Below are 24,679 nucleotides of genomic sequence, written 5' to 3'. Positions count from 1 at the left end.
AGAAGCGGTATCAGGGACGAAGGCGCCTACCGCCAACCGGACGTCATGCCGTCGAAGATCAATGTCCCTGGATTCCCGCCTTCGCGGGAATGACGAGCAAAAGCAGGACGTTGCCGGTAAGTGCCATTCGACTCTTACCCTTGTTGAGATCCTTGCTTTTAGTTTTCCATGCGCGAAACCATCAGGCTCGCCGCCTCGGCCGCCCGGGTACCGCATTCGGCATCGAAGTCCGACGACGCGCCGGAGACGCCGACGCCACCGATCGCCGTGCCGTCCCGGGCGAAGAGCGGCACGCCGCCTTCCATGGCGGCGATCATCGGCGCAGTCGGCACATTCCACGACGCCGTCTCGCGCGTGGACCTGCGATAGATCGCCGCGGAGCGTCCCTTCCACTGCGCCACGGCGGCGGCGGCCGGCGACGCCCCGTGGTTGGCGAAGCTCACCAGGTCCCCACCGTCGTCGAAGACCGCGACCGCGACCGCGTGGCCGGCCTGTCCGGCACGGGCCAGGCAATGGTCGCGGATGGCGTCCGCCGTCGCGAAGTCGAGGACGGGGCGTGCGGTCTGCGCCTGCGATCCCATGCTCCCGAACAGGGTGGCCATCGCGACAAGACTGGCGGACATGATCGATTTCATCCTGCTCTCCTTCGTTGGAATGACACGCACAAGAACGCCGCTCGGGCCGGCCCGCTACTGTCGGCGCTCCTCCTGCGCCGTCAGCCGCAGGATCTGTCCCGGGTCGTCGGTGACCAGGTAGATGGCGCCGTCGGGCCCGACCACCGGCTCGTAGGGGCGGCCCTTGGCCCTGAAGATGATCTCCTCGTGCTGGACGCGGTCGTCGTCGAGGGTGAGCAGGCGCAGGTCGCGCGGCGACAGGCCGGTGACCAGGAGCTTGCCTTCCCAGAGCGGGAATTCGTCGCCGTGGTAGAAGGCCAGCCCCGAGACGCCGGTGGAGGGCCGCCAGTAGTACGCTGGCTGCGTCACGCCTTCGGCCCGCGTGTCCGGCGTCAGCACCGTGCCGTCGTAGTTGATGCCGTGGGAAACGACCGGCCAGCCATAGTCGCCGCCGCGCTCGATGATGTTCAGCTCGTCGCCGCCGCGTGGGCCGTGCTCCGTTGCCCAGATGCGCCCGGTCGACGGTTCGATCGCCATGCCCTGCGGATTGCGGTGGCCGAGACTGTAGATCGAGGCGAGCGCGCCATCGCGACCGCGCAACGGGTTGTCCAGCGGGATCGCCCCGTCCGTCATGATGCGGTGGACCTTGCCGGTGGGCGTTCCGGGCTCCCGAGCCAGTTCCTGCATGCCGCGGTCGCCGACGGAGAAGTGGAGCCGTCCTTCGCCGTCGATCACCATCCGCCCACCGTAGTGCCAGAACGGCTCGCCATAGGCGGCCCGGTCGGCCTCGAACACGACCTCCTGGTCGACCCATGCATTGCTGCGGATGCGGCCGCGCACGACGCGCGTCATGGCGAGGGGATCGCCCTCGGGCCCGGTCTCGTCCAGGCGGTGGCTGTAGGAAAGATAGATCCAGCCGTTTTCGCGGTAGTCCGGGTCGATCGCGATGTCCAGAAGGCCGCCCTGGTTCCAGATGTGCTCGTGCACGTAGACCTGCGGGGTGCCGCTCACGGGCTGCGGTTCCAGGACGCCGTTCCGGACGATCCTGAGCCGGCCGGGCCGCTCGCTGACCAGCGCCGTATCCGCATCCACGAACGCCAACGCCCAGACCGTTTGCAGCCCTTCGACGAACAACTCGGCGCGGACCGCATAGTCGAGCGTGCCGACGACGCCCGGGACGGCATCGAACTCGCGTGGCTCGGCCTCCGCCGCAGCCTGCACCTCTTCCGGATCGGGCTCCGGCTCGCCCTGGCGCGCGGGCAGGAATTCGGCGAGCGCGGCGATCTCCTCCGACGCTAGCGTCCCGCCGAAGGCCGGCATGCCCTGCGACGTGATCCCGTTCCGGATGATGCGGGCCAGGTCATCGCGGCTGCCGCCATAGCGATAGGTCCGGGCCGAGAGCGGCGGCCCCAGCCCCGTGCCCTGCCGGTCGGCGCCATGGCAGGACGCGCAGTTCCTCTGGTACAGCAGCGACGCGTCGGTCTGGGCGGCCGCCGGCGCGCCCGCGGCAATCGCCAGAGCCAGCACCGCCGCCGCCGCGCGGGCGGCCGTTCGAGCACGAAAACCGAGCATGGAGACATCCTCCTGGCTGCAAGCGTTCAAGAAGCGGCCACCTGGACCGGGACGATGCAAGGAGAGAACGAATGGACCCGTGCCTGAATGGAGGGAAGCTATGGTTTTGCGATAGATTCGCTGCAGGCGCCGGTGGGCGTCGCCGAAGAGCGCAGCTCCGGGCGGTGGGCGCGGGTGAGCGAACAGACGACAATCGGGAAGATCGATGCAGGATCCGGAGACCGGGCGGTCCGGGGGGGACCGCCGGGCTTCACCGCGGGCGATGCGCTGGTCCAGCCCTCGCTCAACCGGATCTCGATCCACGGGCGCGTCGCGCAGGTCGAGCCGAAGGTCATGCAGGTGCTGGTGCTGATGGCGGAGCGTCCGGGCGCCGTGATTGCCAGGGAGACCTTTCTCGACACCGTATGGGCCGGCACCGTCGCCGACGACTATCTCCTCAACCGGGCGGTCTCGGAACTCCGGAAGATCTTCGACGACGACGCGCAGGCCCCGCGCTACATCGAAACGATCCGGAAAGCCGGCTATCGCCTGATCGCTCCCATCGCGCCGGCCAAGGTCGCCGCAGTGGTCGCCGCGCCGGCCACCGACCCGTCTGCGGCCGGCCCGCCGGAGCCCGATGCGCAATCCGCCGGGCAGGCAGCTGGTTCCGGGGCGTTCCGGGCGCTCCGGAACAGGCCCGTCCTGTACGGGCTGGCCGCCGCTTGCGTCGCTGCCGCCGCGGCCGCGGTTTTCCTGGTCGGTTCGCGGCCGGCGGGAAATGCCTCCGGCGTCGCCGGCTACGACGTACGTCCGCTGACGAGCTTCGTCGGCCGCGAACTCGAACCCGCCCTGTCGCCCGACGGCAGCCGCGTCGCCTTCATCTGGGACGGCGGCGACGGCGCCTTCGACGTCTACGTGAAAACGATCGGAAGCGAAGACGTCCTCAACCTGACGAACAGCGATGCCGACGAGCGCCATCCCGTCTGGTCCGCGGACGGGCGGACACTGCTGTTCGCGCGTTCCGACGGCGCCGGGATCTCGATCATGCGCGTCTCGGCGCTGGGTGGCGGCGTCACCCGCGTGTCCGGTGACGATGCGGCCACCGAGATCCGCGGCATGAGCCTGTCGCCGGACGGCGCCCAGGTCGCCTACGCCCGCCGGGAAAACGCCACCTCACCCTACCGGATCGTCCTGGCCACGCTCGAGAGCGGTGAAAGGCGGATCGTGTCGAGTCCGGAGCCCGGCTCGCTCGGCGACATGGACCCGCGATTCGCACGCGATGGCGCGTCGATCGTTTTCGTCCGCGCCGTCAATGAAGTCACCAAGGATCTCTACCGGCTCACCCCGGACGGCGGCGAGCCGACCCGCCTGACCTTCGACAATCACAAGATCAACGGACTGGCCTGGTCGCCGCACGGCGAGCGGCTCCTGTTCACCTCGACGCGCTCGGGCACCTATGGCCTCTGGTCGATGGATCCGAACGGCGAGGACCTGCGGCCCGTCGCCCTGGGCAACGAGAATGTCCAGCAGCCATCGACGGCGACGGGCGTCGACGCCATCGCCTTCGAGCAGTGGATGCATCGCTCTCAACTGCGGCAGATCGATCTCGCCAGCCGGACGGAACTCGATGCCGGCCGGTTCGTCCGCTCGACCCGCTGGGACTCGAATCCGGCGTGGTCGCCCGACGGCGCGCGGATCGCATTCGCCTCCAACCGCAGCGGCCCCTACGGCATCTGGGTCAGCGATCGCGATGGACGCAACGCGGTGCAGATCGCAGATTTCGACGGCGCTTTCGTCGACAACCCCGCATGGTCGCCCGACGGCGCACGGATCGCATTCGACGGCAGCCCGGAAGGCAAGACCGCGATCTTCACCGTCTCGCCGGAAGGGGGCGCGCCGCAGCGGATCGTCGACGGGCCGGGCGACAACCGCAATCCGGCGTGGTCGCGCGACGGCGCGTGGATCTACTTCGAGTCCAACCGCAGCGGCGCGTGGCGGATCCATGCCCAGCCGGCCGCCGGTGGACCGCCGGTCACGATCACGGCCGGATCAGGCGCCCATCCCCGGGAATCCGCTGACGGCAGCCGGCTGCTCTACAGCAAGCCCGATGCGCGGGGACTGTGGCAGCGGCCGAGGGAAGACTGGCGTGCCGGCGCTGCATCAGGATCGGAAGCGTTGCTGATGGCCGACCTCGAGCCCCGGGACGGCGCCAACTGGGTGCCGGCACGCGACGGCGTCTACTTCGTGCGGCGTGCGGCGGAAGGCATGCCTGCACTGTCGCTGTTCGAACACGCGAATTCGTCCGTCACCGACGTCGTCGCGCTGCCGCCGTCGTTCGAGGGCTGGGGGCTCGACCTGTCTCCGGACGAAACCCAAGTGATCTTCTCGGAACTGGTGATGCGGGAAAGCGATCTGCGGCTGGCGGTGCCGCGGAACTAGTCGGACGCAACGCCGTCCGAGGGATCCATGGTGACGACAGGGCGCACGACGGCTGGTCGAGAGCCACGCCCGCGATACTCACGTCGCTTGTGCGCCCCGGATCATCCCGCAACCTCCACAACGTCTGCATCCACGTCCGGCAACTCCCTTCTTCTCCCACAAAAAATGGCGGAGATTTCTCTCCGCCATTGCATTGCAGACAAGCGGGAACGGTTAATTCACCTTGCTGGGCATGTTGACCTTGTCGATGCCGTGGATGACGCCGTTGCTTGATTCGATGTCGGCCGACGTGACCTGGGCACCATCGATGCTGACCTTGCCATCGGTCAGCATGACCGGAGCGGACTGGCCGTTGACGGTCCTGGCCTTGTCCCACTTGCCGATGTCTTCCGCGCTCTTGCGGCCGCTGAGGACGTGGTAGTTGAGGATCGAGGCCAGTTCCGCCTTGTTTTCCGGCTTGAACAACGTGTCGAGCCGGCCTGCCGGCAGCTGTTCGAACGCCGCATCGGTCGGAGCGAAGACGGTGAACGGCCCGGCGCCGCGGAGGGTCTCGGTCATGCCCGCTTTTTCCACGGCGGCGCCGAAGGTCTTGAACGTGCCGTTCGCCGCGGCGGTGTCGAGCACGTTGAGGGTCGAAGGACTGGTCTGAGTATTCATGAGACTGATCGCCTGTAGAGAAGATTCGCCCATTGCGAATCCAGGATGGCCGAAGCCAAGCCTCCTGCAGATTGCAGGAGTGCGATGCCCAGTGCGGAGAGTGAGTGGGAGTGCGGCGCGGCTGAGTGGCCGTTACGACATTGCGTCGTAGTGCAGGCACACCGTATGCCTTCGACTGTTATTTGCGTGTCAAGTCCGCCGCGAAAGCGGGGTCCGGTTCAGCCGCCCTTTTCTTCCCGGGCCATTCCCCCGCGGGGCCGGCGAGCCGCGGGATGACGAGCGTCGTGTATTCCTCGTAATGCGCCGCCGGCAGGTCGCGCAGCGGCAGCCGCTCAGCACGCGGGGTTTCAATCGGAAGCCTTGCCGCCTCGTAGAGGATCACCTCGTGTTCCGGCGGGTACCAGCGCAGCAGCTTGTCGACCAGGGCCTGCAGCCCTTCGCGCTCGGCATGGAACCGGGTACACGACAGGTCCCCCGCGAGGGCCACCTGCCACAGCAGCACCGGGCCGGCGGTATCCGGCCGGCGGTCGTGGACCAGGAAATGGGTCGTCTCCATCGACTGCACGCCATGCTGTCCCGGGTCGATGCCGAGGTCGGCGTACAGGCAGGCCTCGGCGGAAATCCCCGGTTCCATGCGTGCCCGGATGCCTTCTTCCCGCGCCTTGCGCACCACCCGGTGCGGCACGTCGGCGAATACGCCCGGGTGGCCGTAGAACACCGCGCACACCCGCTTGCCGGCACGTACCTCGGCCATGATCGCCGCGTCGATCTCGCGGTAGGTCTGGCGCCGGTCCTTGCCGACGGCGTAATGGACGCCGAGGTTGATCGCATCGGGGCGGAAGCTGCTGATCATCGCCAGTGCGAACGGATCGGCCAGGCAGAACACCACCTGGGCCTCGCGGATCTCCGACAGGGCGCGCTCGCTGACGTGGCGGCCGAACTCGATGCCGCTGCCGACCACCACCAGGCCCGCGGTCGACTCGGGCGCAACGGCGGCATGGTCGTTCGCACAGACCACGCGGTCGCGGCCTTCGTGCTTGGCGCGGTACAAGGCCTGGTCGGCCGCGTGGATCAGCTGTTCCAGCGTGGCGGCGTGGCCGTCGGCTTGGCACACACCCGAGCTGATGGCGAAGCTGAAGGTGCGCCCGAACACGGTGATCGGCTCGATCCGGTCGCGCAGACGCTGCAGCAATGCTTCGGCTTCGGCTGCGTCCGTATCGAGCAGGATCGTGAACTCGTCGCCGCCACTGCGCCCGGCGATGCCACGTCCGTCGACTGCCTCGCCGATCCAATTGCCGAGCGAACGCAGCGCCTCGTCACCGGCGGCGTGGCCATAGCGATCGTTGACCTGCTTGAACAGGTCGATGTCGGCGACGATCGCGGTGAACGGCCGCCCCGTATCGCGCGCGTGCGCGAACGCCGCTTCGCCGAGCTTGCGCACCTGCTGGTAGTTGTACAGGCGGGTCAGGCTGTCGTGCTCGGACTGCCAGCGGTAGCGACGACGCTCGCGGAACGAGTGACGCAGCAGCCCGGACAGCAGGAGGGCGGTGACCAGCAACCCGAGCATGCCCACGCCGAGCAGCAGTTGCCGGCGCTGCGTCGCGGCGGCCTGCAGCGCGGCCAGTTCGTTCTCGGCCTCGAGCAGGGCGATCTGCTGTTCCTTCAGCCGGGTGTCGAACTCGACCTGCAGGTAGGCCAGGCGGCGCTCGTGCGCGACGCGCCCGGCCGCTTCCGAGGCCGACATCGCCTGCTTGAAGTGGGTGAGCGCCGCGGCGAGGTCGCCGCGCCGTTCCGCCAGCCGGGCGAGCAGGCGCTCGGTCTCGGCAATGGCCAGGTCGGCTTCCTGCGTACGGTAGTACTGCAGCGTATCGGTCAGCAGCGCCTGGGCCTCGTCGAGCCCGCGATTCGACTCGATCAGGCTTTCGGCAACGACCAGTCTCGCGCTCCATGCGCCGGCCGCGAAGCCCGCGGCCTCGAACTCCACGAGCGCCTGCCGGGCCCACTCCAGTGCCTCGGCATGGTGGCCCTGGCTGGCCGCCATCTTGCCGACGCCATACTTGCCGTTGGCGACGAAGATGAGGTCGCCTGCGCGCTCGCATGCGTCGATCTGGCGACGTCGCCAGCCTTCCGCTTCGCGGAAGTTGTGCGCATGGTCCTCGGCCAGCGCCACGTCGGCGAGAGCCCGGCACAACGTTCTGGGGTCGTTGCCGGATTCGATCTCGCGGAGCGCGCGCAGCGCCAGTTCCCGCGCCTTCCCAGTCTCGCCCACGAGCGTGTGCAGGTAGCTGGCGACACCGAGCAGCTTGGCCGATTCGTCAGGGGCCTCGGGCAGGTACGACAGGCTCTCGCTCAACCAGCCGAACGCCAGCGGCCAGTCCTCGGTGTTGGCCGCGATGCTGATGGCGGTGGCATAGACGCGAATACGCAACGCCGTGGGCAGGTCCTGTTGCAGCAGATCGGCCAGGCCCTCCAGCGCGGCACGTGAGTCGCCGGCGAGCCCGAGGTTGCGCAGGCGCACGAACGCGACGCGGTGGCGCTGCTCCGGCGTAAGCGCATCCAGCCGCGACGATAGCGCTTCGATCTTTGCGTTCGATTCCCGCCAGTGCGCGCTTACCGCCAGCCGCTCGATCTGCTGGACTTGCGCCTCCAGCCCGTCGGCCGCCAACGCTGGCGCGCCGGCGAAAGCCAGCAGCAGCAGCGCGATGTGCATCCACCGGATCATGGGCTGGCGCCTGGCGTCAGGGAGCGAGTTATTCGTCGTAGGCCTGGATGATGTGGTTGGTGGCGAATTTTCCGTCCGCCAGTCCGGTGAGCCGCTTGATCGCTGCGTAGTCCTTGCCCAGCATCGCCTTGCGCTCATCGTCCGACAGCCCGGCACGCCGCGTCACCGCGTCCGGGTCCTTCTCGTACTCCGCAGCCAGCGCGGCATCGCCGCTGAGCTTCCTCATCAGATCGAGCAGATTCGACATGTCCCCCCCTGGGCCTATCCCCGCGCGGACATTAGCATAGGAATGTTCAGCTCCGCCGCGTCCCGGCCTGCCTGCTCCGCCCTCCCCTTTTTGCCGGATCAATCCTGGAACACCGGCTCCAGCAGGCGGAAGCTCCCGGCATCGGCATCCAGTTCCACCCTGCCGCCGACAGGCACGATGAACTGTTGCCGGATGTGCCCGATCATCGCGCCGCGATAGGCAGGGATGTTCAACGGCCGGATGTGGTCGTCGAGGATCTGCTCCAGCGTCAGCGAGCCATACCCGTCGCCGGGGTCGCAATCGGTGCACTCGCCGAAAATGAAACCGGCGATCTTGTCCAGCGCGCCCATCAGCTTCAAGGTGCTCAACATGCGGTCGACGCGGTACGGCGCCTCCGACACGTCCTCCAGGAACAGGACCTTGCCGGTGAAATCGGGCAGGTACGGCGAGCCGGCCACGGCCGTCAGCACGGTCAGGTTGCCGCCCACCAGTTCGCCACGCGCCTTCCCGCCGGTGATGGTGACGGTGCGGTTGCGGCGCTGCACCAGTTCATCCCCGGCATCGACCACGTTCCGGTATTGCATCAGCTCGCGATCGAAGAACACGCGCCGGAACTGGTCGGCATTGAAGCGGTTCCAGCTGCCCGACCCATTGGGCCCATGGAAGGTGACCAGACCGGTCTGCGCATGGATGGCGTTGTGCAGAGCGGTGACGTCGGAATAGCCGAGCAGCACCTTGGGATTGGCACGGATGACGTCGTAGTCGAGCAGCGGCAACAGGCGCGCCGCGCCGGAGCCGCCGCGTACGCAGATGACGGCCTTGACCTCGCCGTCGGCGAACATCGCATTGATGTCGCCGGCGCGCCCGGCATCGGTGCCCGCCAGGTGCCCTCGCCTCGCCGCGTAGTGCGCCCCGGTCCTGACCTCGAAGCCCAGCGCCTCCATGACCTCCCGGGCAAGCTGCAGGTCGAACGTGTCGTCGACGGCCGATGACGGGCTGACCAGTGCGACGGTGTCGCCCTTGGCCAGCGGCACCGGCAGCAATCGCCCTCGCGGGGCCGCCATCGCGCCGCGCCCGCCGGCGAGCGGCAGCAAGGCGGCCGCCAGCGCAGCATTTCCGATGAATTGTCGCCTGTCCAAGTTGCCGTCTGCCGATTCGGGGGTTCCGGACTAGACTAGCAACCGACCCTGCACCCAACAATCGGCACGCCACGGCAACGGACCAGGTCCTGCCCGATTGCGGGCGCTGGCAAGAGCTGGTGATGGAGAAGGTCGACAATTGCCCCTGACACGAATGGCACCTGCTTGAACCGGCAACGTCTTGCTTTTGCTTGTCATTCCCGCGAAGGCGGGAATCTAGGGACGTTGATTTTCAATGGCATGACGTCCATGGATGACCAGCCCTTCGGGCTGTTGTAAAGCACTTCCCGCCTTCGCGGGAATGACGGTAGTAAGGGCCGTTCGCCCCTGACACCTTTACGGCGGCACGTGGCCCCGTCCGCAGCCAGCAATTGCAATGACCGCGCTGTTCGTTGTAAACGTTCAGCCCGCTTGGTGTTGGAGAAGACGCAGCATGGACCGATTCACGGGCGGCTGCCTGTGCGGCAACGTGCGCATTGTGACATCGGGGCTCCCGTACCGGGTCGGCCTGTGTCACTGCCTCGACTGCCGCAAGCATCATGGGGCCCTGTTTCACGCTTCCGCGGTGTTCCCCCAGGATGCGGTGACGATCGCGGGCGAAACGCGCGACTACGCCGGACGATTCTTCTGTCCCCGCTGCGGCTCATCCGTATTCTCACGCACTGCGGATGAAATCGAAGTGCACCTGGGATCCCTGGACGCCACCGACCAACTGATGCCCACCTACGAACTCTGGACCGTCCGTCGCGAGTCCTGGTTGCCGCCGTTTCCGCTCGCGAACCGATACGAGCGCGACCGCGACGCCGCCAGCCGCTTCGAGGCGTAGGTCACACGAACGGCGCCCAGGCGCCGGCGAGGTAGCAGTCAGCGGACGATGCGATAGGTCACATGCGTGACGATCGAGGCGGTACGTGACGAGACCTGCTCGAGCTTCAGGGGCGGGACGCCCTCGAAGACGCGGGTGCCGGCGCCGAGTGTGAACGGGGCGATGTGCAGTCGCAGTTCGTCGAGCAGCCCCGCCGCCAGTGACTGGTTGACGGTCGAGGCGCCGCCGGCAACGGCGATGTCGCCGGCACCCGGCACCGCCGTCGCCTGTGCCAGCGCCGCCTCGATCCCGTCGGCGACCGGGTCGTGCGTTTCCTGCTCGATGCGCTGCGCGCAGAACGGATAGCGATCCGGTGATTTCCTGGCCCGCCATTGTCGCCTGCAGGTCGAGTGGCGCCACAGGCCCTGTGCCGCTGCTTCGTAGAAGCGCGCCATGCGCGCGATGCCGCGGGCGTGGTGCCGCCACGCGATTCCGTCCACCGGCGCGCCTTCCGGCTCGCGGCGGGACCGCCCGATGGCCAGGACCGGAAACGTCGCCGGCATCGCGCGCATGGCGCGCTCCTACGGATCTCCGGCCGTGTGCCTGGGCCGCCCGGCTGATGCCTTGCATGTCGTAAACAGGCAAAAGCACCTGAAGTAAAGCGCCATTCGCCCCTGACACCTTGTTTCATTCATCCGGTCTGTCGAATCGCGGTCGCCCCACTCGTCGTACAGGCACATCCCCGTCCCAACCACTCCTCTGGAGACTAACATGACCAGCAAGAACACGATCTGCCTTTGGTTCGACGGCACCGCCCTCGACGCCGCGACGTTCTACGCCGAAACCTTCCCGGACAGCGCCGTGACGGCCGTCCATCACGCACCCGGCGACTATCCGTCCGGCAAGCAGGGCGACGTATTGACGGTCGAGTTCACCGTGCTCGGCATCCCCTGCCTCGGTTTGAACGGTGGCCCCGCGTTCAAGCACAGCGAGGCGTTCTCGTTCCAGGTGGCCACCGACGATCAGGCCGAGACCGATCGCCTGTGGAATGCGATCGTCGGCAACGGCGGCCAGGAAAGCGCCTGCGGCTGGTGCAAGGACAAGTGGGGCCTGTCCTGGCAGATCACGCCTCGCGCACTGACCGAGGCCGTCAACGATCCCGATCGGGCGGCGGCCAAGCGTGCGTTTGAAGCGATGATGGAGATGCGGAAGATCGACATCGCTGCGATCGAGGCTGCGCGACGAGGGTGAGGCTTGCCGGGGGCGTCCGCCTGCACCTGCTGCGACGGCCCCCTTCGGCCAGGTCGGTTCCGCCGTACGATCGAGTCCGTCGGGTTCAACGGCCGGCCCTGCAAAGGTCGGCAGGCCGCGCGAGGCGGCTTGCCGACTCACGGGCGGTGAGAAAGTCGACTCTGCTCCGGATGGTGCTTACTCAAGCATCGCCATTCCCGCGAAGACGGGAAGTGCCTTACAACAGCCCAGGGGCTGGTCAGCCGAGGAGGTTGATTTCCGTGGCTGGACGTCCACGGATTCCCGCCTTCGCGGGGATGACGAACAAGAGCAGGACGTTCCCGTTGAGCAAGCGCCAGTCGAATCTGCCCCTGGCTCCCTGCCCTCTGACGCCTGCTCTCGAACCCGGGTCAGTCCTCGACCGCGCAGCCCACGGACACCCTGGCGTACGGGTAGCCCGTGCCCGGGTCGACCCACTCGGCCAGAACCGTGTACTCCTGCGAAGCACGGCCCCAGCTTTGGTAGCACTTGGTGCTCGCCACACGCAGGGCGTTGTCGATCGCCTCCTCGCTGGTGTGCCCGTAGGCTTCTCCGATCACATCGAAATGGTGGACGTCGGCGAGCGCGGCAGCGCTGTAGGCGACTGTCATCAGGAATACGGAGGCGGAAAGACGCCACTTGTTCATTGCACACTCCATGTCTTCGGGTTGAACCCGCACCCTGCCGGCTTTCCGAGTACGTGGCGTTAAAAACAGATAGCGCGTGGGTGACAACGAGCACTGGTTCTCGTTTCCGCGACGCGCTTGGGGGCTGCGACTTCCGCGCCATGGTCGAAAGTCAAACCCGCTGCTTCGTAGGAGCGCGCCATGCGCGCGATGCCGGCGACGTTTCCGGTCCTGATCATCGACGGTCCTGCCGCGAACCGGGAGGCACACAGGCAGATCGAATCCCATGGCGGCACCATGCCCGCGGCATCGCGCGCATGGCGCGCTCCTACGGGGCTCCGGCCGTGACCCTCAGCAATCGTCTCGCCACGGACCATCAGTCCGTCGCCCCGCATGTCGAAAACTGCCCCGCCATCCGTCGTGGAGGTAAGCCCATCAGGAAGCCCGACATGTCCCTGGTCCATCGACTGACCTGTGCCTGTGGCCAGGTCACACTGATCGCAGAGAAGGCGCCCATCGCCAGCGTCGAGTGCTATTGCAGCAGCTGCCGGGCGGCGGGCCTGCGGCTGCAGCGCCTGCCCGGCTCCCGGCCCGTGTTGGGCCGGCATGACGGGACGCGGTATGTGCTCCAGCGCAAGGACCGGGTGCGGTTTGCCGAAGGCCACGAGCGGATGAAGGCGTTCCGCCTGTCTCCCGACGCGGGCAGCAGGCGCGTGGTGGCCGATTGTTGCCACACGCCGTTGTTTCTGGAGTTCAAGGGCGGACACTGGCTGAGCCTGTATGGCGGCCTGTGGCCGACCGGCACCCTGCCCGCGCTGCAGATGCGCACCATGACCGGTGATCTGGCGGACCCGTCGGTACTTCCCGACGACGTGCCCAATCTCAAACGCCAGTCCGGGCCGTTCTTCCTGGCCCTGTTGAAGGCCTGGATCGCGATGGGCTTGCGCAATCCGCAGATCAAGGTGACGGGAGAAATCAATGCCTGAGGCAGACGAGAAGATCGAGATCCAGAGCATCACCTCGCCGGGGCACGTCCAACGGATGAATCGTGCCAAGTACCTGGCCATGCGGGAGGCGCTGCTCGGCGTGCTGCCGAAAGCCGCGCCGGGACTCACGGTCGCGGAGGCCAAGGCGGCATTGCTGGCCGCCCTGCCCGACGCGCTCTTTCCCGGCGGCGACAAGGCCGGTTGGTGGCTGAAAGCGGTCCAGTTGGACCTCGAAGCCAAGGGCGTGATCGCGCGCGGGCCGACCCGGCCCGTCCGGCTGTTCCAGCAGACACCCAGCGGCTGATGCCACCCGGGCGGACGCGTCGTCCGCACCACAGGAACCTCCAATGCCCCCCACCATCACCGTATTCGAACGTTCGCCCGATGGCGGCCAGGGACTGGCGCGCGACATGCGCGTGCGCTGGGCGCTCGAGGAAGTGGGCCAGCCCTACGACGTGCGCCTGGTGTCGTTCGACCAGATGAAACAGCCTGCGCACCTGGCGCTTCACCCCTTCGGCCAGATCCCCACCTTCGAAGCCGGCGATCTGGTCCTGTTCGAGTCGGGGGCGATCGTGCTGCACCTCGCCGAGCGCCATGAGGGCCTGTTGCCGAAGGACGCCAACGCCCGCGCGCGCGCGATCGCGTGGATGTTCGCCGCGCTCAACACGGTGGAGCCGTCGATCGTCGAGCTCGAGCAGGCGCCGTACGTGGAAGGCGACCAGCCTTGGCACGAGCAACGCCTGCCCCTGCTCGAAGGTCGGATTCGCGCGCGGCTGGGCCAGCTCTCCAATCGTCTCGGCGATGCCGACTGGCTCGACGGCTTGTTCAGCGCCGGCGATCTGATGATGGTGATGGTGCTCCGCCGGACCGACGGCATGGGCGTTCTGGAAGACTTCCCCAACCTCGTCGCCTATGTGGCCCGCGGCGAAGCGCGACCCGCCTACCGGCGCGCGTTCGCCGCGCAACGGGCGGTGTTCACCGCCGGCGCCGCGGCCGGCGGGCATGCGTGAGAGCGTGGGGTGACTGGCCCGCGCGGATCTTTTTTCACGTGTGCGACTGCAGCAATATCCGGCCTCGATGCCATTCACATCAGGCCCCGTTGCGTGATGCCGCCTTCCATCATCCGACGCACCATGCACGCTTCTCGATACAGCGCCTGAGCAGCCAATAACCACGTCACTGCACATCCATCACCTCCGCACCCTTCCGGCGACGCAGGCACTAGACTGCCAAGCCGATTTCTTCTCCCAAGGAGTGCTCGATGCAGCGGCCTGGACGACATCACGCACCGGAAGATGTGACGCAGAACACAATCGCACCTGCCGAGAGCCCCTCCTCCCTGCACGGGGACACGGCGCACCGCGTGCCCGTCGAATGGCACCGGACCGCGCAGGCGTACGACCAGACGGAAACGATCTGGGGGCTCGTCGAACAACAGGCGCAGATGCATCCACGACGCACGGCCATCATCGATGGACACGCGGAGATCGACTACACGCACCTGATCGCACGGGCGAACGCGATCGCGGGCGAGCTCGCGGCACGGGGCGTGCAGCCGGGGGCGTTGGTCGGCGTGTGCCTGGGCCGCACGTGGGAACTGGCGGCGACTCTGCTGGGCGTCTTGCGCGCGGGGTGTGCGTACGTGCCGCTGGATCCGGAGTACCCACGGGAACGGGTGCGCTACATGCTGGAGCACGCCCAGGCGGCGGCCGTCGTCGTGGACGGCGAGAAGCCGGCGGAGCTCTGCGCCGGGGCCGCCGAGCTGATACGGCTCGATGCGGTGGGCGAACGGACCCCGGACACCATGGCCGGCCCCTCGGCGAACGACCTCGCCTATGTCATCTACACCTCGGGCTCGACAGGCCAGCCCAAGGGCGTTGCCGTCGAGCATCGAAACGTCGTTGCGATGACCCGATCGATGCGCCAGCTGCTGGATGACGAGGAGCTTGCAGGCGTGCTGGCGGCGGCCTCCGTCTGTTTCGACACCTCCGTCATGGAAATCCTGGGCACGTTGTCGCTCGGCGGCACGGTGGTGCTGTCGGAGAACGCACTGGCGCTGCCGGAACTGCCGGCGGCCGACCGGGTGCGGACGACCATCATGGTGCCGTCGTCGATGCAGGGGCTGCTCGCGGCCGGCGGGCTGCCGCAAGGCGTGCGCTGCGTGGTGCTCGGCGGCGACGTGCTGAAACGCCCGCTGGTGGAGCAACTGCACGCGCTGCCGCAGCGGCCACGCGTGCTCAATGTGTACGGACCGACCGAGAACACGGTGTATTGCACGGCCACCGAGGTCCCGGCAGGCGTAAAGACGATCACGATCGGCAAGCCGATGTTGAATGCCCGTGCGTACATCCTGGACGCCGCCATGCAACCGGTTCCGGTGGGCGTTTCGGGAGAACTGCACCTCGCGGGCGACCAGCTCGCACGGGGCTACCTGCACGATGAGGCGCGCACGAAGGAACAGTTCGTCGAGGTGGATCCGAACGGGCCGATCGACGGGCCGCTCCCGGGCGAACGGCTGTACCGGACCGGAGATCGATGCCGGTGGACGGAAGACGGCGAGATCGAGTTCCTGGGGCGGATCGACCAGCAGGTCAAGATCCGCGGCTTCCGGATCGAACTGGAGGAGATCGAGGCGACGCTGGAGTCGATGCCGGGCGTGGACGGCGCAGCGGCGGCGGTGGTCGACGCAGGCGGTGGCAAGACCATGCTCGCCGGGTATGCGGTGAGCCGCGACGCGGCGGTGACGAATGACGCGTTGCGCGCTCACGTGGCGGAACGGCTGCCGAAGTACATGGTGCCCCAGGTCGTGATGCACCTCGCCGACCTGCCCCGATTGCCCAACGGCAAGCTCGACCGCAAGCGGCTCCCGCGCCCGGAGCTGGGCCGCGACTACGGTGTATCCGACACCCCTGGCCCGCATTCCGACACCATGGCCTCCGGCGATGCCGGGGGCCTGTTGCACCGCCTGGCGGGCCTGTCGAAGGACGAGCGACATGCGGCCCTGCTGTCGGTCATCCGAACCGAAATCGCCCGCTTCCTGCGCCTTCGCGACCTCGAACAGGTGCCGCCGCACCGGGCGCTGGAAGCCCTCGGCCTCGACTCGCTGGACTCGGTCGAGCTGAGCCATCGGCTGTCCACGGTGCTGGGCCGGAAGCTGCCCGCATCGACGTTCATTGAGCATCCCACGCCCAACGCCGTTGCCGATCATCTGGCCGACATGCTGGGGAGCGGCGCCACCGATCGCGCGTCCGGCGCGCATGCACACGGTGCAGCCGCGGACACGCTGGGCCATTTCCAGGCGCAGATCCAGTCCGGCCACCCGCCGTTCCTGGCGGCCAGAGCGCCCGCGTGGTCGGCCACCGACAAGGGCACGCTCATCCGGGAGTTCAAGGGCCTGCTGACGCGCTCGGGACGGGAGCCCTACAGCAAGCTGGTCCGCACCGGCAGCGGGCACAAGGGCACGGTCGCCGACGTGCACACCGGCGAGGAGCACGAGGCCATCATCTGGAGCACCAACCTGTACCTCGGCCTGAACCGCGACAGCGACGTCATCGCGCAGGCCAGGTCCGCGCTGGAACGCTTCGGCACCGGGATGGGCACCTCGCCGACCGCATCCGGCATGACCGACCTGCACCTGGACTTCGAGAAGGAATTCGCCGAACTGGTGGGCAAGCCGGTCGGCTGCCTGTTCTCCACGGGATTCACCGCCAACCTCGGCGTGATCGCGGGCCTGCTGGGCGACAAGGACGTGGTGGTGATGGACCAGCTCTGCCACGCCTCCATCGTCGACGGCGCCCGCCTGAGCGGCGCGACGATCAGGACGTTCAAGCACAACGACGCGTCCGACCTGCAGTCGGTGCTGGAGGCGGAAGTCTCGCCCCACCGCACCACCCTGGTGGTGCTAGAAGGCGTCTACAGCATGGGCGAAGGGACCGCGCCGGTGCGCGACATCGTGCACATGGCGAAACGCTACGGCGCGCTCGTGCTCGTCGACGAGGCGCACTCGTTCGGTTTCTACGGCCCCCGCGGCGCCGGCATCTGCGCGGCCCAGGGCATCACCGACCAGGTCGATTTCATCATGACCACGCTCAGCAAGGCGCTCGGCAGCCTCGGGGGCGTGATCGCCGCCAGCGAGGCGCACATCGCCCTGCTCAAGACCTCGGCGAGGGCCTATGTCTTCCAGGCGACCACCACGCCCGCCGATATCGCCGCCGCGCTCGCCGCCCTGCGGCGGCTGCGCGCCGACGACGCGCTGCGGGAGCGGCTGTGGGACACCACCCACTACATGCGGCAACGCTTCTCCGACGCCGGCTACGACCTGGGCACGGGCGATGGCCCCATCGTCACCCCGCATTTTCCCGACAGCGACACGCTCTATGCGATCGCGCACGGCCTGCATGCGCGTGGCGTCCACACGACCGCCGTCACCTATCCGATCGTGGAGCGCGGACGCGGCCGCCTGCGCTTCATCTGCTCGGCAGCGCACACGCGCGATGACGTGGACAAAACGCTCGCGACGCTGATCGACGTGGAACGCGAAGTCAAAGCGGCGCGGCAGGCCCTGGACGATCACGTACCCGGCGACGGCGGATCGCAAGCGGACCGGTCGGTTGCACGCAGTGACGCCCATGGTGCGCCGGACCAGCGAGCCGGAGCGGGTTCGCACTACGCACACCCGGGACGATCCGGCGTGGAGGCCTGGGCCATGGCCTTCCGCAACTACCTCCAAGGCGCGCTGGCCACGGTGGCAGGCCCGACGCCGAGCCTGGCGGTGTCGATCGGGCTCCCGGACGATGAAGCGCCGGTCACGATGCGGATCGAAGGGCGAGACGTCACAGTGGCAGCGCCGGCCCCCACGCACGCGCCGTCCTGTTCGCTGCGGCTCGCCGACGAGCGCGCGATCTCCGCCCTGTGCGCGTCCGACGTGCAGGGCCTGCTGGACAGCGCCATCCAGGGCGGCTGCGTGTTGAGTGGCCAGGTCGAACCATTCGTCTGGCTCATCGGGCGCATGGCCGACCGGCAAAGCTCGGGCGCGGAGCTCCGATAGGCAGGAAGAGGCGCTGCGTCGCCCCGGCCTCCGGTTTGCAGGAACATGGACCGGCCGCACGTCCCACCGGCCAGGATACCCATGCGAACTTTCGTCCTCAGAGCGCGCGCCGCCCCCACCGACAGCCAGGCCCTGCTGGCGTTCGTAGGCACGCTTGATGCATCCGCCATCGACTGCTGCTTCAATCCTGCCCGAAAGCCCGGTTGAAGAAATCCAAAGTCGCCGGCCACAGCGCGCGTTGTGCGGCCGCGGTCTTTTGTGGGGAGCCTTTCGCGTATGAACTCCCAGGGCTCCAACCGTCCCCGACGATCCCGTGCCCCGCATCTTCAAATACGAGCAGTTCGGTTTCCAGGCCCGCTGCAGACCGGCTCCGGGCGATGTTGCGCGCCATTCCCGCGGAGTCGTAGACCTCATCATCCGTAGCGCCTGCCAGGAATAGCCTGCCACGAAACCGCTCGATGGGAATCCTGGCAGATTCGAGCGGTGCGGATTGGCCGCGCGTCCGCGATCATGGACAGCACGGAAGCGGGGATCCTCGCCGCGTCCGATGCGGAAAACGGCCGCCCGCATGCCGTCGTAAGGCATCCACGCCAGCGATTCGCCGTGCCACGAAAAGGACGAGAGAGTATCTTCGGCGCCTGCGTCGGCGACGAACCCCTCCCAGACGACATCACTGGGAACGATGGCCGCGACCGCACGTATCCAGGCGAAGCGGGACGCGGCGATGACCGCGAACTCCGCGCCCTTGGAGATGCCCCACAGACCTATGCGCTTGGGGTCGACCCCGTCCTGCTCCACCAGCCAGTCATGCGCGTCCTGCAACCGATCCACCGGGATGCCGACGAAACGGGACGGCAAGCCGGGCACTTCCTGGCCGGTCCCGTAGTCGGGGGAGTAGTAGGGCAATCCCAGCACCGCGTAGCCCTGCGCAGCCAGGCGCGGCGCAACCAGATTTGCGGTATAGGCGCCTCCTTCCGAGCCGCCCAGCACGATGATCGCCGGACGCGGGTTGGCATCGCTCCTGGCGGGACGATACAGGCGCGCCCCAGGGAATCGCTCGACATCGGTCCATTCGACCCCGGGCAGCACAGAATGCAGGCGGCGCGTGCCGCTTGCCACCACCGACCCGTTCACCTTCGCTTGGAGGCGAATCGTATCCGCGGGAACATCAACCTCAGTTCCGGGAGAAGGCGCCATCGACCAGAACAGCCCGCTGGCATCGATCCCGATGTAACTGCCGGAAACAGGTGCCAATGTCGTTGGATCCACCCGGCCGTCGGCGTCCGCGCGGAACGTGGCCGTTGCGCGAAGCGCAACGTTCCCGGCCCAGGGAGCGGAACGAATCGCGATCAGTTCAACCTCCGTTCCCGGCGTGACCCCTTGCAGCGCGGTCGAGATGCTGTCGCCAGGAAAAACGTCCTGTTCCGCCCGTTCGAAGTCTTGCGCGGACGGCGAGCCCGCTAGGGCCAGGGATCCAAAAACAAGCAATCCTGCATACAACCATGAACTAGCCTTCACGCGATAGCCTCCATGGGCGGGTGGAAATGGGCTTGATGCTTCGCTGCGCAGACAGGCCAAGCCCGGCGCCGGATACAAACACTTGGATGCGTGGAAGGAAGGAATGGTTTAGGGGTCATGCTGCAGCGCGACGCCTGCCGCAGGCGATAGCATGCTCATCCCGGGCCACGGCGCAGCAGCCTTGTCTGCGACTCCGCGACGCCCCGGTACAATCCGGCACGCGCAATGCGCGACACGCGGCACTCCCGCACACGCGCCGACACCACCGGCTCCATGGAACGCACCCTTGCATCGACTCCATCCGCTCCGACCCCGACATCCGCTGGCGCTCGCCACTTGCCTGCTGGCCGCCACGACCGTCCCCTTCGTCGCCATTGCCCAGGACCACCACGCCGACGAGCATGATCACGATGCGGTCGAACTGGATGCCGTCGTCGTCCAATCCACGCGCTCGGGGCGCCGGCTCTCCGAGGAGCCGATCCGGGTCGAGGTGATCGGACAGGAGGAGATCGACGAAAAGCTGCTGATGACCCCCGGCAACATCGCTATGCTGGTCGCCGAGACCGGCGGCGTACGGGTGCAGGTCACCTCCCCCGCACTGGGCGCGGCGAACATCCGCATGCAAGGCATGCGCGGGCGCTACACGCAGTTGCTGGCGGACGGCCTGCCGCTGTATGGCGGGCAGGCCTCGTCGATCGGACTGCTGCAGATCCCGCCGACCGACCTGGGCCAGGTGGAAATCATCAAGGGGGCGGCTTCGGCCCTGTACGGCCCTTCGGCGCTCGGCGGCGTCATCAACCTGATCTCGCGCCGGCCTCGCGACGAACGCGAAACCGAATTCCTCTTCAACACCACCAGCCGCGACGGGCACGACGTCACCGCCTATGCCGCCTCGCCGCTGGGCGACCGCTGGAGCTACTCGCTCGTCGGTGGCTTCCACGACCAGGCACGCCAGGACCTCGACGGCGACGGCTGGATCGACATGCCGGCCTTCGATCGCTGGACGGTGCGGCCGCGAATGTTCTGGAATTCCCCCGACGGCGGGAAGGCGCTGGTGACCTTCGGCGCGATGACCGAGGACCGCACGGGCGGCACCCTCGCCGGCGCGCGGATGCCGGACGGCGCGCCGTTCCCGTTGACGCAGGACACCACGCGCCTGGACGCGGGCACGGTCGTCGAGCTGCCGGTGGGCGACACCGACACCCTGCACCTGCGCGCTTCGGCGATGACGACCGACCACCGGCACCGTTTCGGCGCGGTGGTCGAAAACGACCGCCACGAGACCGCATTTGCCGAGGCATCCTACGCATCGTGGGTCGGCGACACGTCCTGGCTTGCCGGCGCCGTCGTGCAGGCCGACCGCTTCCGCTCGCGCACCTTCGGTGCGTTCGACTACCGCTACACGGTGCCGGCCCTGTTCGCCCAGGCCGAGCACGCGCTGCACGACGACCTCACGCTCGCGGGCAGCGCCCGTTGGGACCACCACAGCGAATACGGGCACCACGTCAGCCCGCGTGTCTCCCTGCTCTACCGCCCGGGCCGGTGGACCGTCCGCGCCTCGATGGGCAAGGGCTTCCACGCGCCGACCCCATTCGTGGAGGAGATCGAGGCGGCGGGACTGTCGCGGCTGGAACCGCTGACGGGGCTGGAGGCGGAGACCGCCACCACCGGCTCGCTCGACCTGGGCTACGCCGTAGGCGGGCTGGAAACCAGCGTCACCCTGTTCGCCTCGGACATCGACGACGCCGTGCGGCTGGAGCCCTTCACATCGACCGACGGCACCGAACGCGTGCGGCTGGTCAACGCCACCGGGACGACCCGCACCCGCGGCAGCGAACTGCTGGTGCGCTACCGCTGGCAGGATTTCACGGTCACCGGCAGCTACGTGTACACCGACGCCACCGAGCAGGACCCCGCCGGTACTGGCCGCCGCCGCGTGCCGTTGACGCCGCGCCACACCGCCGGGCTGGTCGCCATGTGGGAACAGCACGGCCGCGGCCGGCTCGGGCTGGAGGCGTACTACACCGGCCGCCAGGCGCTGGACGGCAACCCCTACCGCGACACCGGCCGTGCATACGTCGAACTCGGCGCGCTGGGCGAGATCACCCTGGGCAAAGTCAGCCTGTTCCTCAACCTCGAGAACATTCTCGACATCCGTCAGACCCGGCACCACCCGATGACCTTGCCACGACCCGCGCCGGATGGCCGGTGGACGGTGGACGCGTGGGCGCCGTCGGACGGCTTCGTGGTCAATGGCGGGGTACGGCTCAAGTTCTGACGGTGCGCCGGCGGTCGATCAGCCGCCCAGCAAGTGCGCCATCTCCGCATCCTTCTCCTCGAATAAGCGCCATTCGGTGCAGGGACTGTCCTGCCACTGCAAAACGCGCAATGAAGAAGGCCGCCCGGAGGCGGCCTTCCAGAGGACTCGGGATCCCCGATCAGAAGCGGAATTCGCCGCCGACCGCAATCGTGTCGACGTCGACCTCCACGCCGTCGAAGTCGGCCTGGCGGCGGTCCCAGTTGAGGCTGAGGCCGAAGCGCTGGCTGAAGTCGTAGCCGGCGCTCACGCCGAAGTACGGCTTGATGTCGCTCTCGTCGTCGATCACGTCGAAGTCGTCTTCGCGCACCTGCGCGGTGAGGCGGGCCACGCCTGCGCGGCCGCCGACGAAGAACCCGGTGTGCGCGCCGCCGAAGCTCTTCTTCAGCGCCACGCCCACGCCGAACGTGATCAGGTCGAGCTCGACATCATCGTCGACATGGGTGTTGTACAGGGTGCCGATATGGCCCTCGACCGCCACGTACTCGTTGAACCAGTAGCCGCCGCCGAACACCGCGGAAGTGTCCTCCTCGCTGGCCGAGCCGAAGCCGTCGACATCGAGGTCGATGTCGCTGCGGCCGATCTCGCCGCGGATGAAACCGCCGGCCGCGTCCTGTGCGAACGCGGTGCCGCTCAGCGTCGCCAGCGCCAGGGTGCAGGCCAGCATCAGGGTGTTCTTCATGGAATTCCGTCCTAGGTTGGTGTACTCAGGCCCGATCGGGCGCGCGTATGCTGACCGGCACGGGTCGAGGCGTCAACATTTCGTTAAATCCGAGGGCTGACGCGACCTCCGCGTGCCGGTCGACCGCCCCTCAGTCCGCCAGCAGACGCGCTATGTCCGCATCCTTCTCCTGCCACAACGCGTTCATCCATCGCTGGAACCGGACGCGGAAGGCGCGGTCGTTCTGGTAGTCGCCGTGCAGCAACTCCGCGGGCAACGGGCGCTGGCGCACATGCACGTGGATCGCGGGGACACGGTCCGCCAGCAGGTCCACCAGCGACGGCCGCCCGTCGGGATAGGCGATAGTGACGTCGAGGATCGCGTGCAGGCCCGTCCCCATCGCGTCCAGCACGAACGCCACGCCGCCCGACTTGGGCTTGAGCAGATGCCGGTACGGTACGCCCTGCCGGGCATGCTTGGCCGACGTGAACCGCGTGCCCTCGACGAAGTTCATGATCGCCACCGGGATCTCGCGGAATTTCTCGCAGGCACGGCGCGTGGCCTCGACATCGCGTCCGGCCAGTTCGGGACGGCGCGCGATCTGCTTGGGCGTGTGGCGGCCCATGAACGGAAAATCCAGCGCCCACCATGCCAGCCCTAGCAGCGGCACCCAGAACAGCTGCCGCTTCAGGAAGAAGCGCAGCAGCGGGATGCGCCGATTGAAGACCTTCTGCAACACCACGATATCCACCCAGCTCTGGTGGTTGGCCAGCACGAGGTAGTGGCCATCCTTCTGCAGCGCCACATCCTCCTGCACATGGACGCGCGTGCGCAGGAAGCGGTCCAGCATCCAGCTGTTCACCCCGATCCAGCTTTCCGCCAACCCGGTGAGCACCGGATTGCTGATCTTGCGCAGGCGACCGAACGGCAGCAACGCCTTGACCAACGCCATCGCCAGCAGCGGCACGACGTGCAACACGGTGTTGGCCGCAAGCAGCAGGGCGATCAGCGTCACGCGCAATGGGAGCATGAGAGTGCGACAACCTCGATGGGATGCCTATTGTCGCGGAAATCGGGCCAGGTTCATGCCTGCGATCCCGGCCTGCGATTCGTGGACAATGGCCGGGCGGACGCCAGTTGCCGCGCCGGACGACAAACCACGACGACATCCATGCGAACCTTTGTACTGAGAGCACGGGCGGCACCCACGGACAGCCAGAAGTTGCTGGCGTCCGTCGGCGCAGAGGCCCATCCGGAGATCCTCGCCCATACGTTGATGAACGCGATCTTCGTGGCCCAGTCGCATCGCGCCGACGTGACGGTCTACCTGGTCCTGGAAAGCACACCGGACTTTTCGCGCACGATCCGGTTCGACGCCAATGCCATGCAGGACATCGGCGGCTTCAATGAGCAGGCGCTGCTGGGCAAGATCGCCCAGGCGCTGGACGCGTCCAGGGGCATGGGCAAGGACGAGACGCGACCGGTGGAACCCGGCGTCACGGTGCGCACCGTGAGCTTCGAGCGCCTGGTGCAGCAGCTTGCCGAAGACCATCAGCTGTTCGTCATGGACAGGAAGGGCACGCCGATCCGCGGGCAGGCGTTCCAGGACAATCCCTGCTTCCTGCTGACCGACCACATCCCGATGCCGAAGAAGACCTTTCACAGCCTAGACCGCCTGGGCGCGACCCGGATCACGTTGGGTCCCACGATGCTGTTCGCATCGCAGTGCGTCGTGTTGATCCATCACGAGCTGGATCAGAGATGAAAGCCGTGCAATTAGCAGGAAGCCGGGGCGCGGGGGCGCGGCACGGCGCGCACTGCCGGCCCGCGCACAGGCGCCCGTCAAGGTGCCAGGACGAATGGCATTGGCTTGAGGTACTTCGCCCGATTCCGGAACCGAAAGTCCTGCACCGCCGCTCCGTAGGAGCGCGCCACGCGCGCGATGCCGGCGACGTCTCCGGTCCCGGTCATCGGCGATCCCGCTGCGAACCGGAAGGGGCCGCGGTAGACGGATTCGCACGGCGGCACAATGCCCGCGGCATCGCGCGCATGGCGCGCTCCTACGGGAGTGTGCCTGGATA

General features: G+C 67.7%; 20 protein-coding genes and 1 pseudogene. 9 read left to right on the top strand and 12 right to left on the bottom strand.

Translation table 11 applies throughout. The annotated features are described in order from the left end of the window. Positions 1–158: 158 nt before the first annotated feature. Positions 159–635: a GlcG/HbpS family heme-binding protein gene (locus tag FXO19_RS00330; protein ID WP_149193077.1), complete on the bottom strand. Its 477-nt coding sequence runs from the start codon at positions 633–635 to the stop codon at positions 159–161. A 54-nt stretch (positions 636–689) separates the two neighbouring features. Further along, positions 690–2,186 (bottom strand): PQQ-dependent sugar dehydrogenase, encoded by a 1,497-nt coding sequence (locus FXO19_RS00325; protein WP_149193076.1) that lies wholly within the window; start codon positions 2,184–2,186, stop codon positions 690–692. A 174-nt stretch (positions 2,187–2,360) separates the two neighbouring features. On the opposite strand from FXO19_RS00325, the gene FXO19_RS00320 reads away from it, so the two are divergent. Then, complete coding sequence (locus tag FXO19_RS00320) at positions 2,361–4,604, top strand: winged helix-turn-helix domain-containing protein (RefSeq protein ID WP_187775560.1); 2,244 nt, start codon at positions 2,361–2,363, stop codon at positions 4,602–4,604. A 213-nt stretch (positions 4,605–4,817) separates the two neighbouring features. On the opposite strand, the gene FXO19_RS00315 is transcribed toward FXO19_RS00320, so the two are convergent. The 4 genes from FXO19_RS00315 to FXO19_RS00300 form a co-directional block, all read right to left on the bottom strand. Then, the gene (locus FXO19_RS00315; RefSeq protein WP_255516185.1) at positions 4,818–5,228 is read right to left on the bottom strand and encodes a fasciclin domain-containing protein; all 411 of its coding nucleotides are present in this window, start codon (positions 5,226–5,228) and stop codon (positions 4,818–4,820) included. Positions 5,229–5,439: 211 nt separating this feature from the next. Next, positions 5,440–7,983 carry a diguanylate cyclase gene (locus FXO19_RS00310; RefSeq protein WP_149193073.1) on the bottom strand — a complete coding sequence of 848 codons (2,544 nt, stop codon included), beginning with the start codon at positions 7,981–7,983 and terminating at the stop codon, positions 5,440–5,442. Between the two features lie 28 nt (positions 7,984–8,011). Continuing rightward, positions 8,012–8,230, bottom strand: coding sequence for a hypothetical protein (locus tag FXO19_RS00305; protein ID WP_149193072.1), 219 nt, complete (start codon positions 8,228–8,230; stop codon positions 8,012–8,014). A gap of 98 nt (positions 8,231–8,328) precedes the next feature. Continuing rightward, positions 8,329–9,369 (bottom strand): S66 peptidase family protein, encoded by a 1,041-nt coding sequence (locus FXO19_RS00300; RefSeq protein ID WP_187775559.1) that lies wholly within the window; start codon positions 9,367–9,369, stop codon positions 8,329–8,331. A gap of 433 nt (positions 9,370–9,802) precedes the next feature. On the opposite strand from FXO19_RS00300, the gene FXO19_RS00295 reads away from it, so the two are divergent. Then, positions 9,803–10,195, top strand: coding sequence for a GFA family protein (locus FXO19_RS00295; RefSeq protein ID WP_149193071.1), 393 nt, complete (start codon positions 9,803–9,805; stop codon positions 10,193–10,195). Positions 10,196–10,233: 38 nt separating this feature from the next. Here the strand turns inward: FXO19_RS00295 and FXO19_RS00290 are convergent, their stop codons facing one another. Further along, a complete protein-coding gene (locus tag FXO19_RS00290) occupies positions 10,234–10,746 on the bottom strand; it encodes a dihydrofolate reductase family protein (protein ID WP_149193070.1) in 513 nt (170 codons plus the stop codon). A 199-nt stretch (positions 10,747–10,945) separates the two neighbouring features. Here FXO19_RS00290 and FXO19_RS00285 point away from each other — a divergent pair, with 199 nt between their 5' ends. Further along, a complete protein-coding gene (locus FXO19_RS00285) occupies positions 10,946–11,425 on the top strand; it encodes a VOC family protein (protein ID WP_149193069.1) in 480 nt (159 codons plus the stop codon). Between the two features lie 389 nt (positions 11,426–11,814). On the opposite strand, the gene FXO19_RS00280 is transcribed toward FXO19_RS00285, so the two are convergent. Further along, on the bottom strand, positions 11,815–12,090 hold the full coding sequence (locus FXO19_RS00280) for a hypothetical protein (protein WP_149193068.1): 276 nt from the start codon (positions 12,088–12,090) through the stop codon (positions 11,815–11,817). A gap of 428 nt (positions 12,091–12,518) precedes the next feature. Between FXO19_RS00280 and FXO19_RS00275 the strand changes: the two genes are divergently transcribed. The 4 genes from FXO19_RS00275 (at position 12,519) to FXO19_RS00260 (ending at position 18,102) form a co-directional block, all read left to right on the top strand. Continuing rightward, entirely contained in the window at positions 12,519–13,055 is a 537-nt protein-coding gene (locus tag FXO19_RS00275) for a GFA family protein (RefSeq protein WP_149193067.1), read from the top strand. Then, on the top strand, positions 13,048–13,359 hold the full coding sequence (locus tag FXO19_RS00270) for a DUF6958 family protein (protein ID WP_149193066.1): 312 nt from the start codon (positions 13,048–13,050) through the stop codon (positions 13,357–13,359). Before FXO19_RS00275 ends, FXO19_RS00270 begins: the two co-directional genes overlap by 8 nt. A gap of 43 nt (positions 13,360–13,402) precedes the next feature. Further along, complete coding sequence (locus tag FXO19_RS00265) at positions 13,403–14,065, top strand: glutathione S-transferase family protein (RefSeq protein ID WP_149193065.1); 663 nt, start codon at positions 13,403–13,405, stop codon at positions 14,063–14,065. Positions 14,066–14,418: 353 nt separating this feature from the next. Then, complete coding sequence (locus FXO19_RS00260; RefSeq protein WP_223115391.1) at positions 14,419–18,102, top strand: amino acid adenylation domain-containing protein; 3,684 nt, start codon at positions 14,419–14,421, stop codon at positions 18,100–18,102. Positions 18,103–18,283: 181 nt separating this feature from the next. On the opposite strand, the gene FXO19_RS00250 is transcribed toward FXO19_RS00260, so the two are convergent. Beyond that, a complete protein-coding gene (locus FXO19_RS00250) occupies positions 18,284–18,568 on the bottom strand; it encodes an acyl-CoA thioester hydrolase/BAAT C-terminal domain-containing protein (protein WP_149193776.1) in 285 nt (94 codons plus the stop codon). 203 nt (positions 18,569–18,771) lie between these two features. Then, a pseudogene (locus FXO19_RS19780) lies at positions 18,772–19,620 on the bottom strand (acyl-CoA thioesterase/BAAT N-terminal domain-containing protein); the annotation flags it as partial. Between the two features lie 286 nt (positions 19,621–19,906). Here FXO19_RS19780 and FXO19_RS00240 point away from each other — a divergent pair. Further along, the gene (locus FXO19_RS00240) at positions 19,907–21,898 is read left to right on the top strand and encodes a TonB-dependent receptor plug domain-containing protein (RefSeq protein ID WP_223115390.1); all 1,992 of its coding nucleotides are present in this window, start codon (positions 19,907–19,909) and stop codon (positions 21,896–21,898) included. 160 nt (positions 21,899–22,058) lie between these two features. Here FXO19_RS00240 and FXO19_RS00235 read toward each other — a convergent pair whose 3' ends face one another. After that, on the bottom strand, positions 22,059–22,619 hold the full coding sequence (locus tag FXO19_RS00235; protein ID WP_149193062.1) for an outer membrane beta-barrel protein: 561 nt from the start codon (positions 22,617–22,619) through the stop codon (positions 22,059–22,061). Between the two features lie 130 nt (positions 22,620–22,749). After that, on the bottom strand, positions 22,750–23,628 hold the full coding sequence (locus tag FXO19_RS00230) for an acyltransferase (RefSeq protein ID WP_149193061.1): 879 nt from the start codon (positions 23,626–23,628) through the stop codon (positions 22,750–22,752). A 30-nt stretch (positions 23,629–23,658) separates the two neighbouring features. Between FXO19_RS00230 and trmY the strand changes: the two genes are divergently transcribed. Continuing rightward, positions 23,659–24,363, top strand: a complete 705-nt coding sequence (gene trmY, locus FXO19_RS00225) for a tRNA (pseudouridine(54)-N(1))-methyltransferase TrmY (protein WP_255516175.1) — start codon at positions 23,659–23,661, stop codon at positions 24,361–24,363. The last annotated feature ends 316 nt before the right edge of the window (positions 24,364–24,679 follow it).

Source organism: Luteimonas suaedae (assembly GCF_008312895.1).
Classification (GTDB): Bacteria; Pseudomonadota; Gammaproteobacteria; order Xanthomonadales; family Xanthomonadaceae; genus Luteimonas; species Luteimonas suaedae.
Note: the sequence above shows the minus strand (reverse complement) of the source record. Positions and strands in the feature narration are given on the sequence as shown.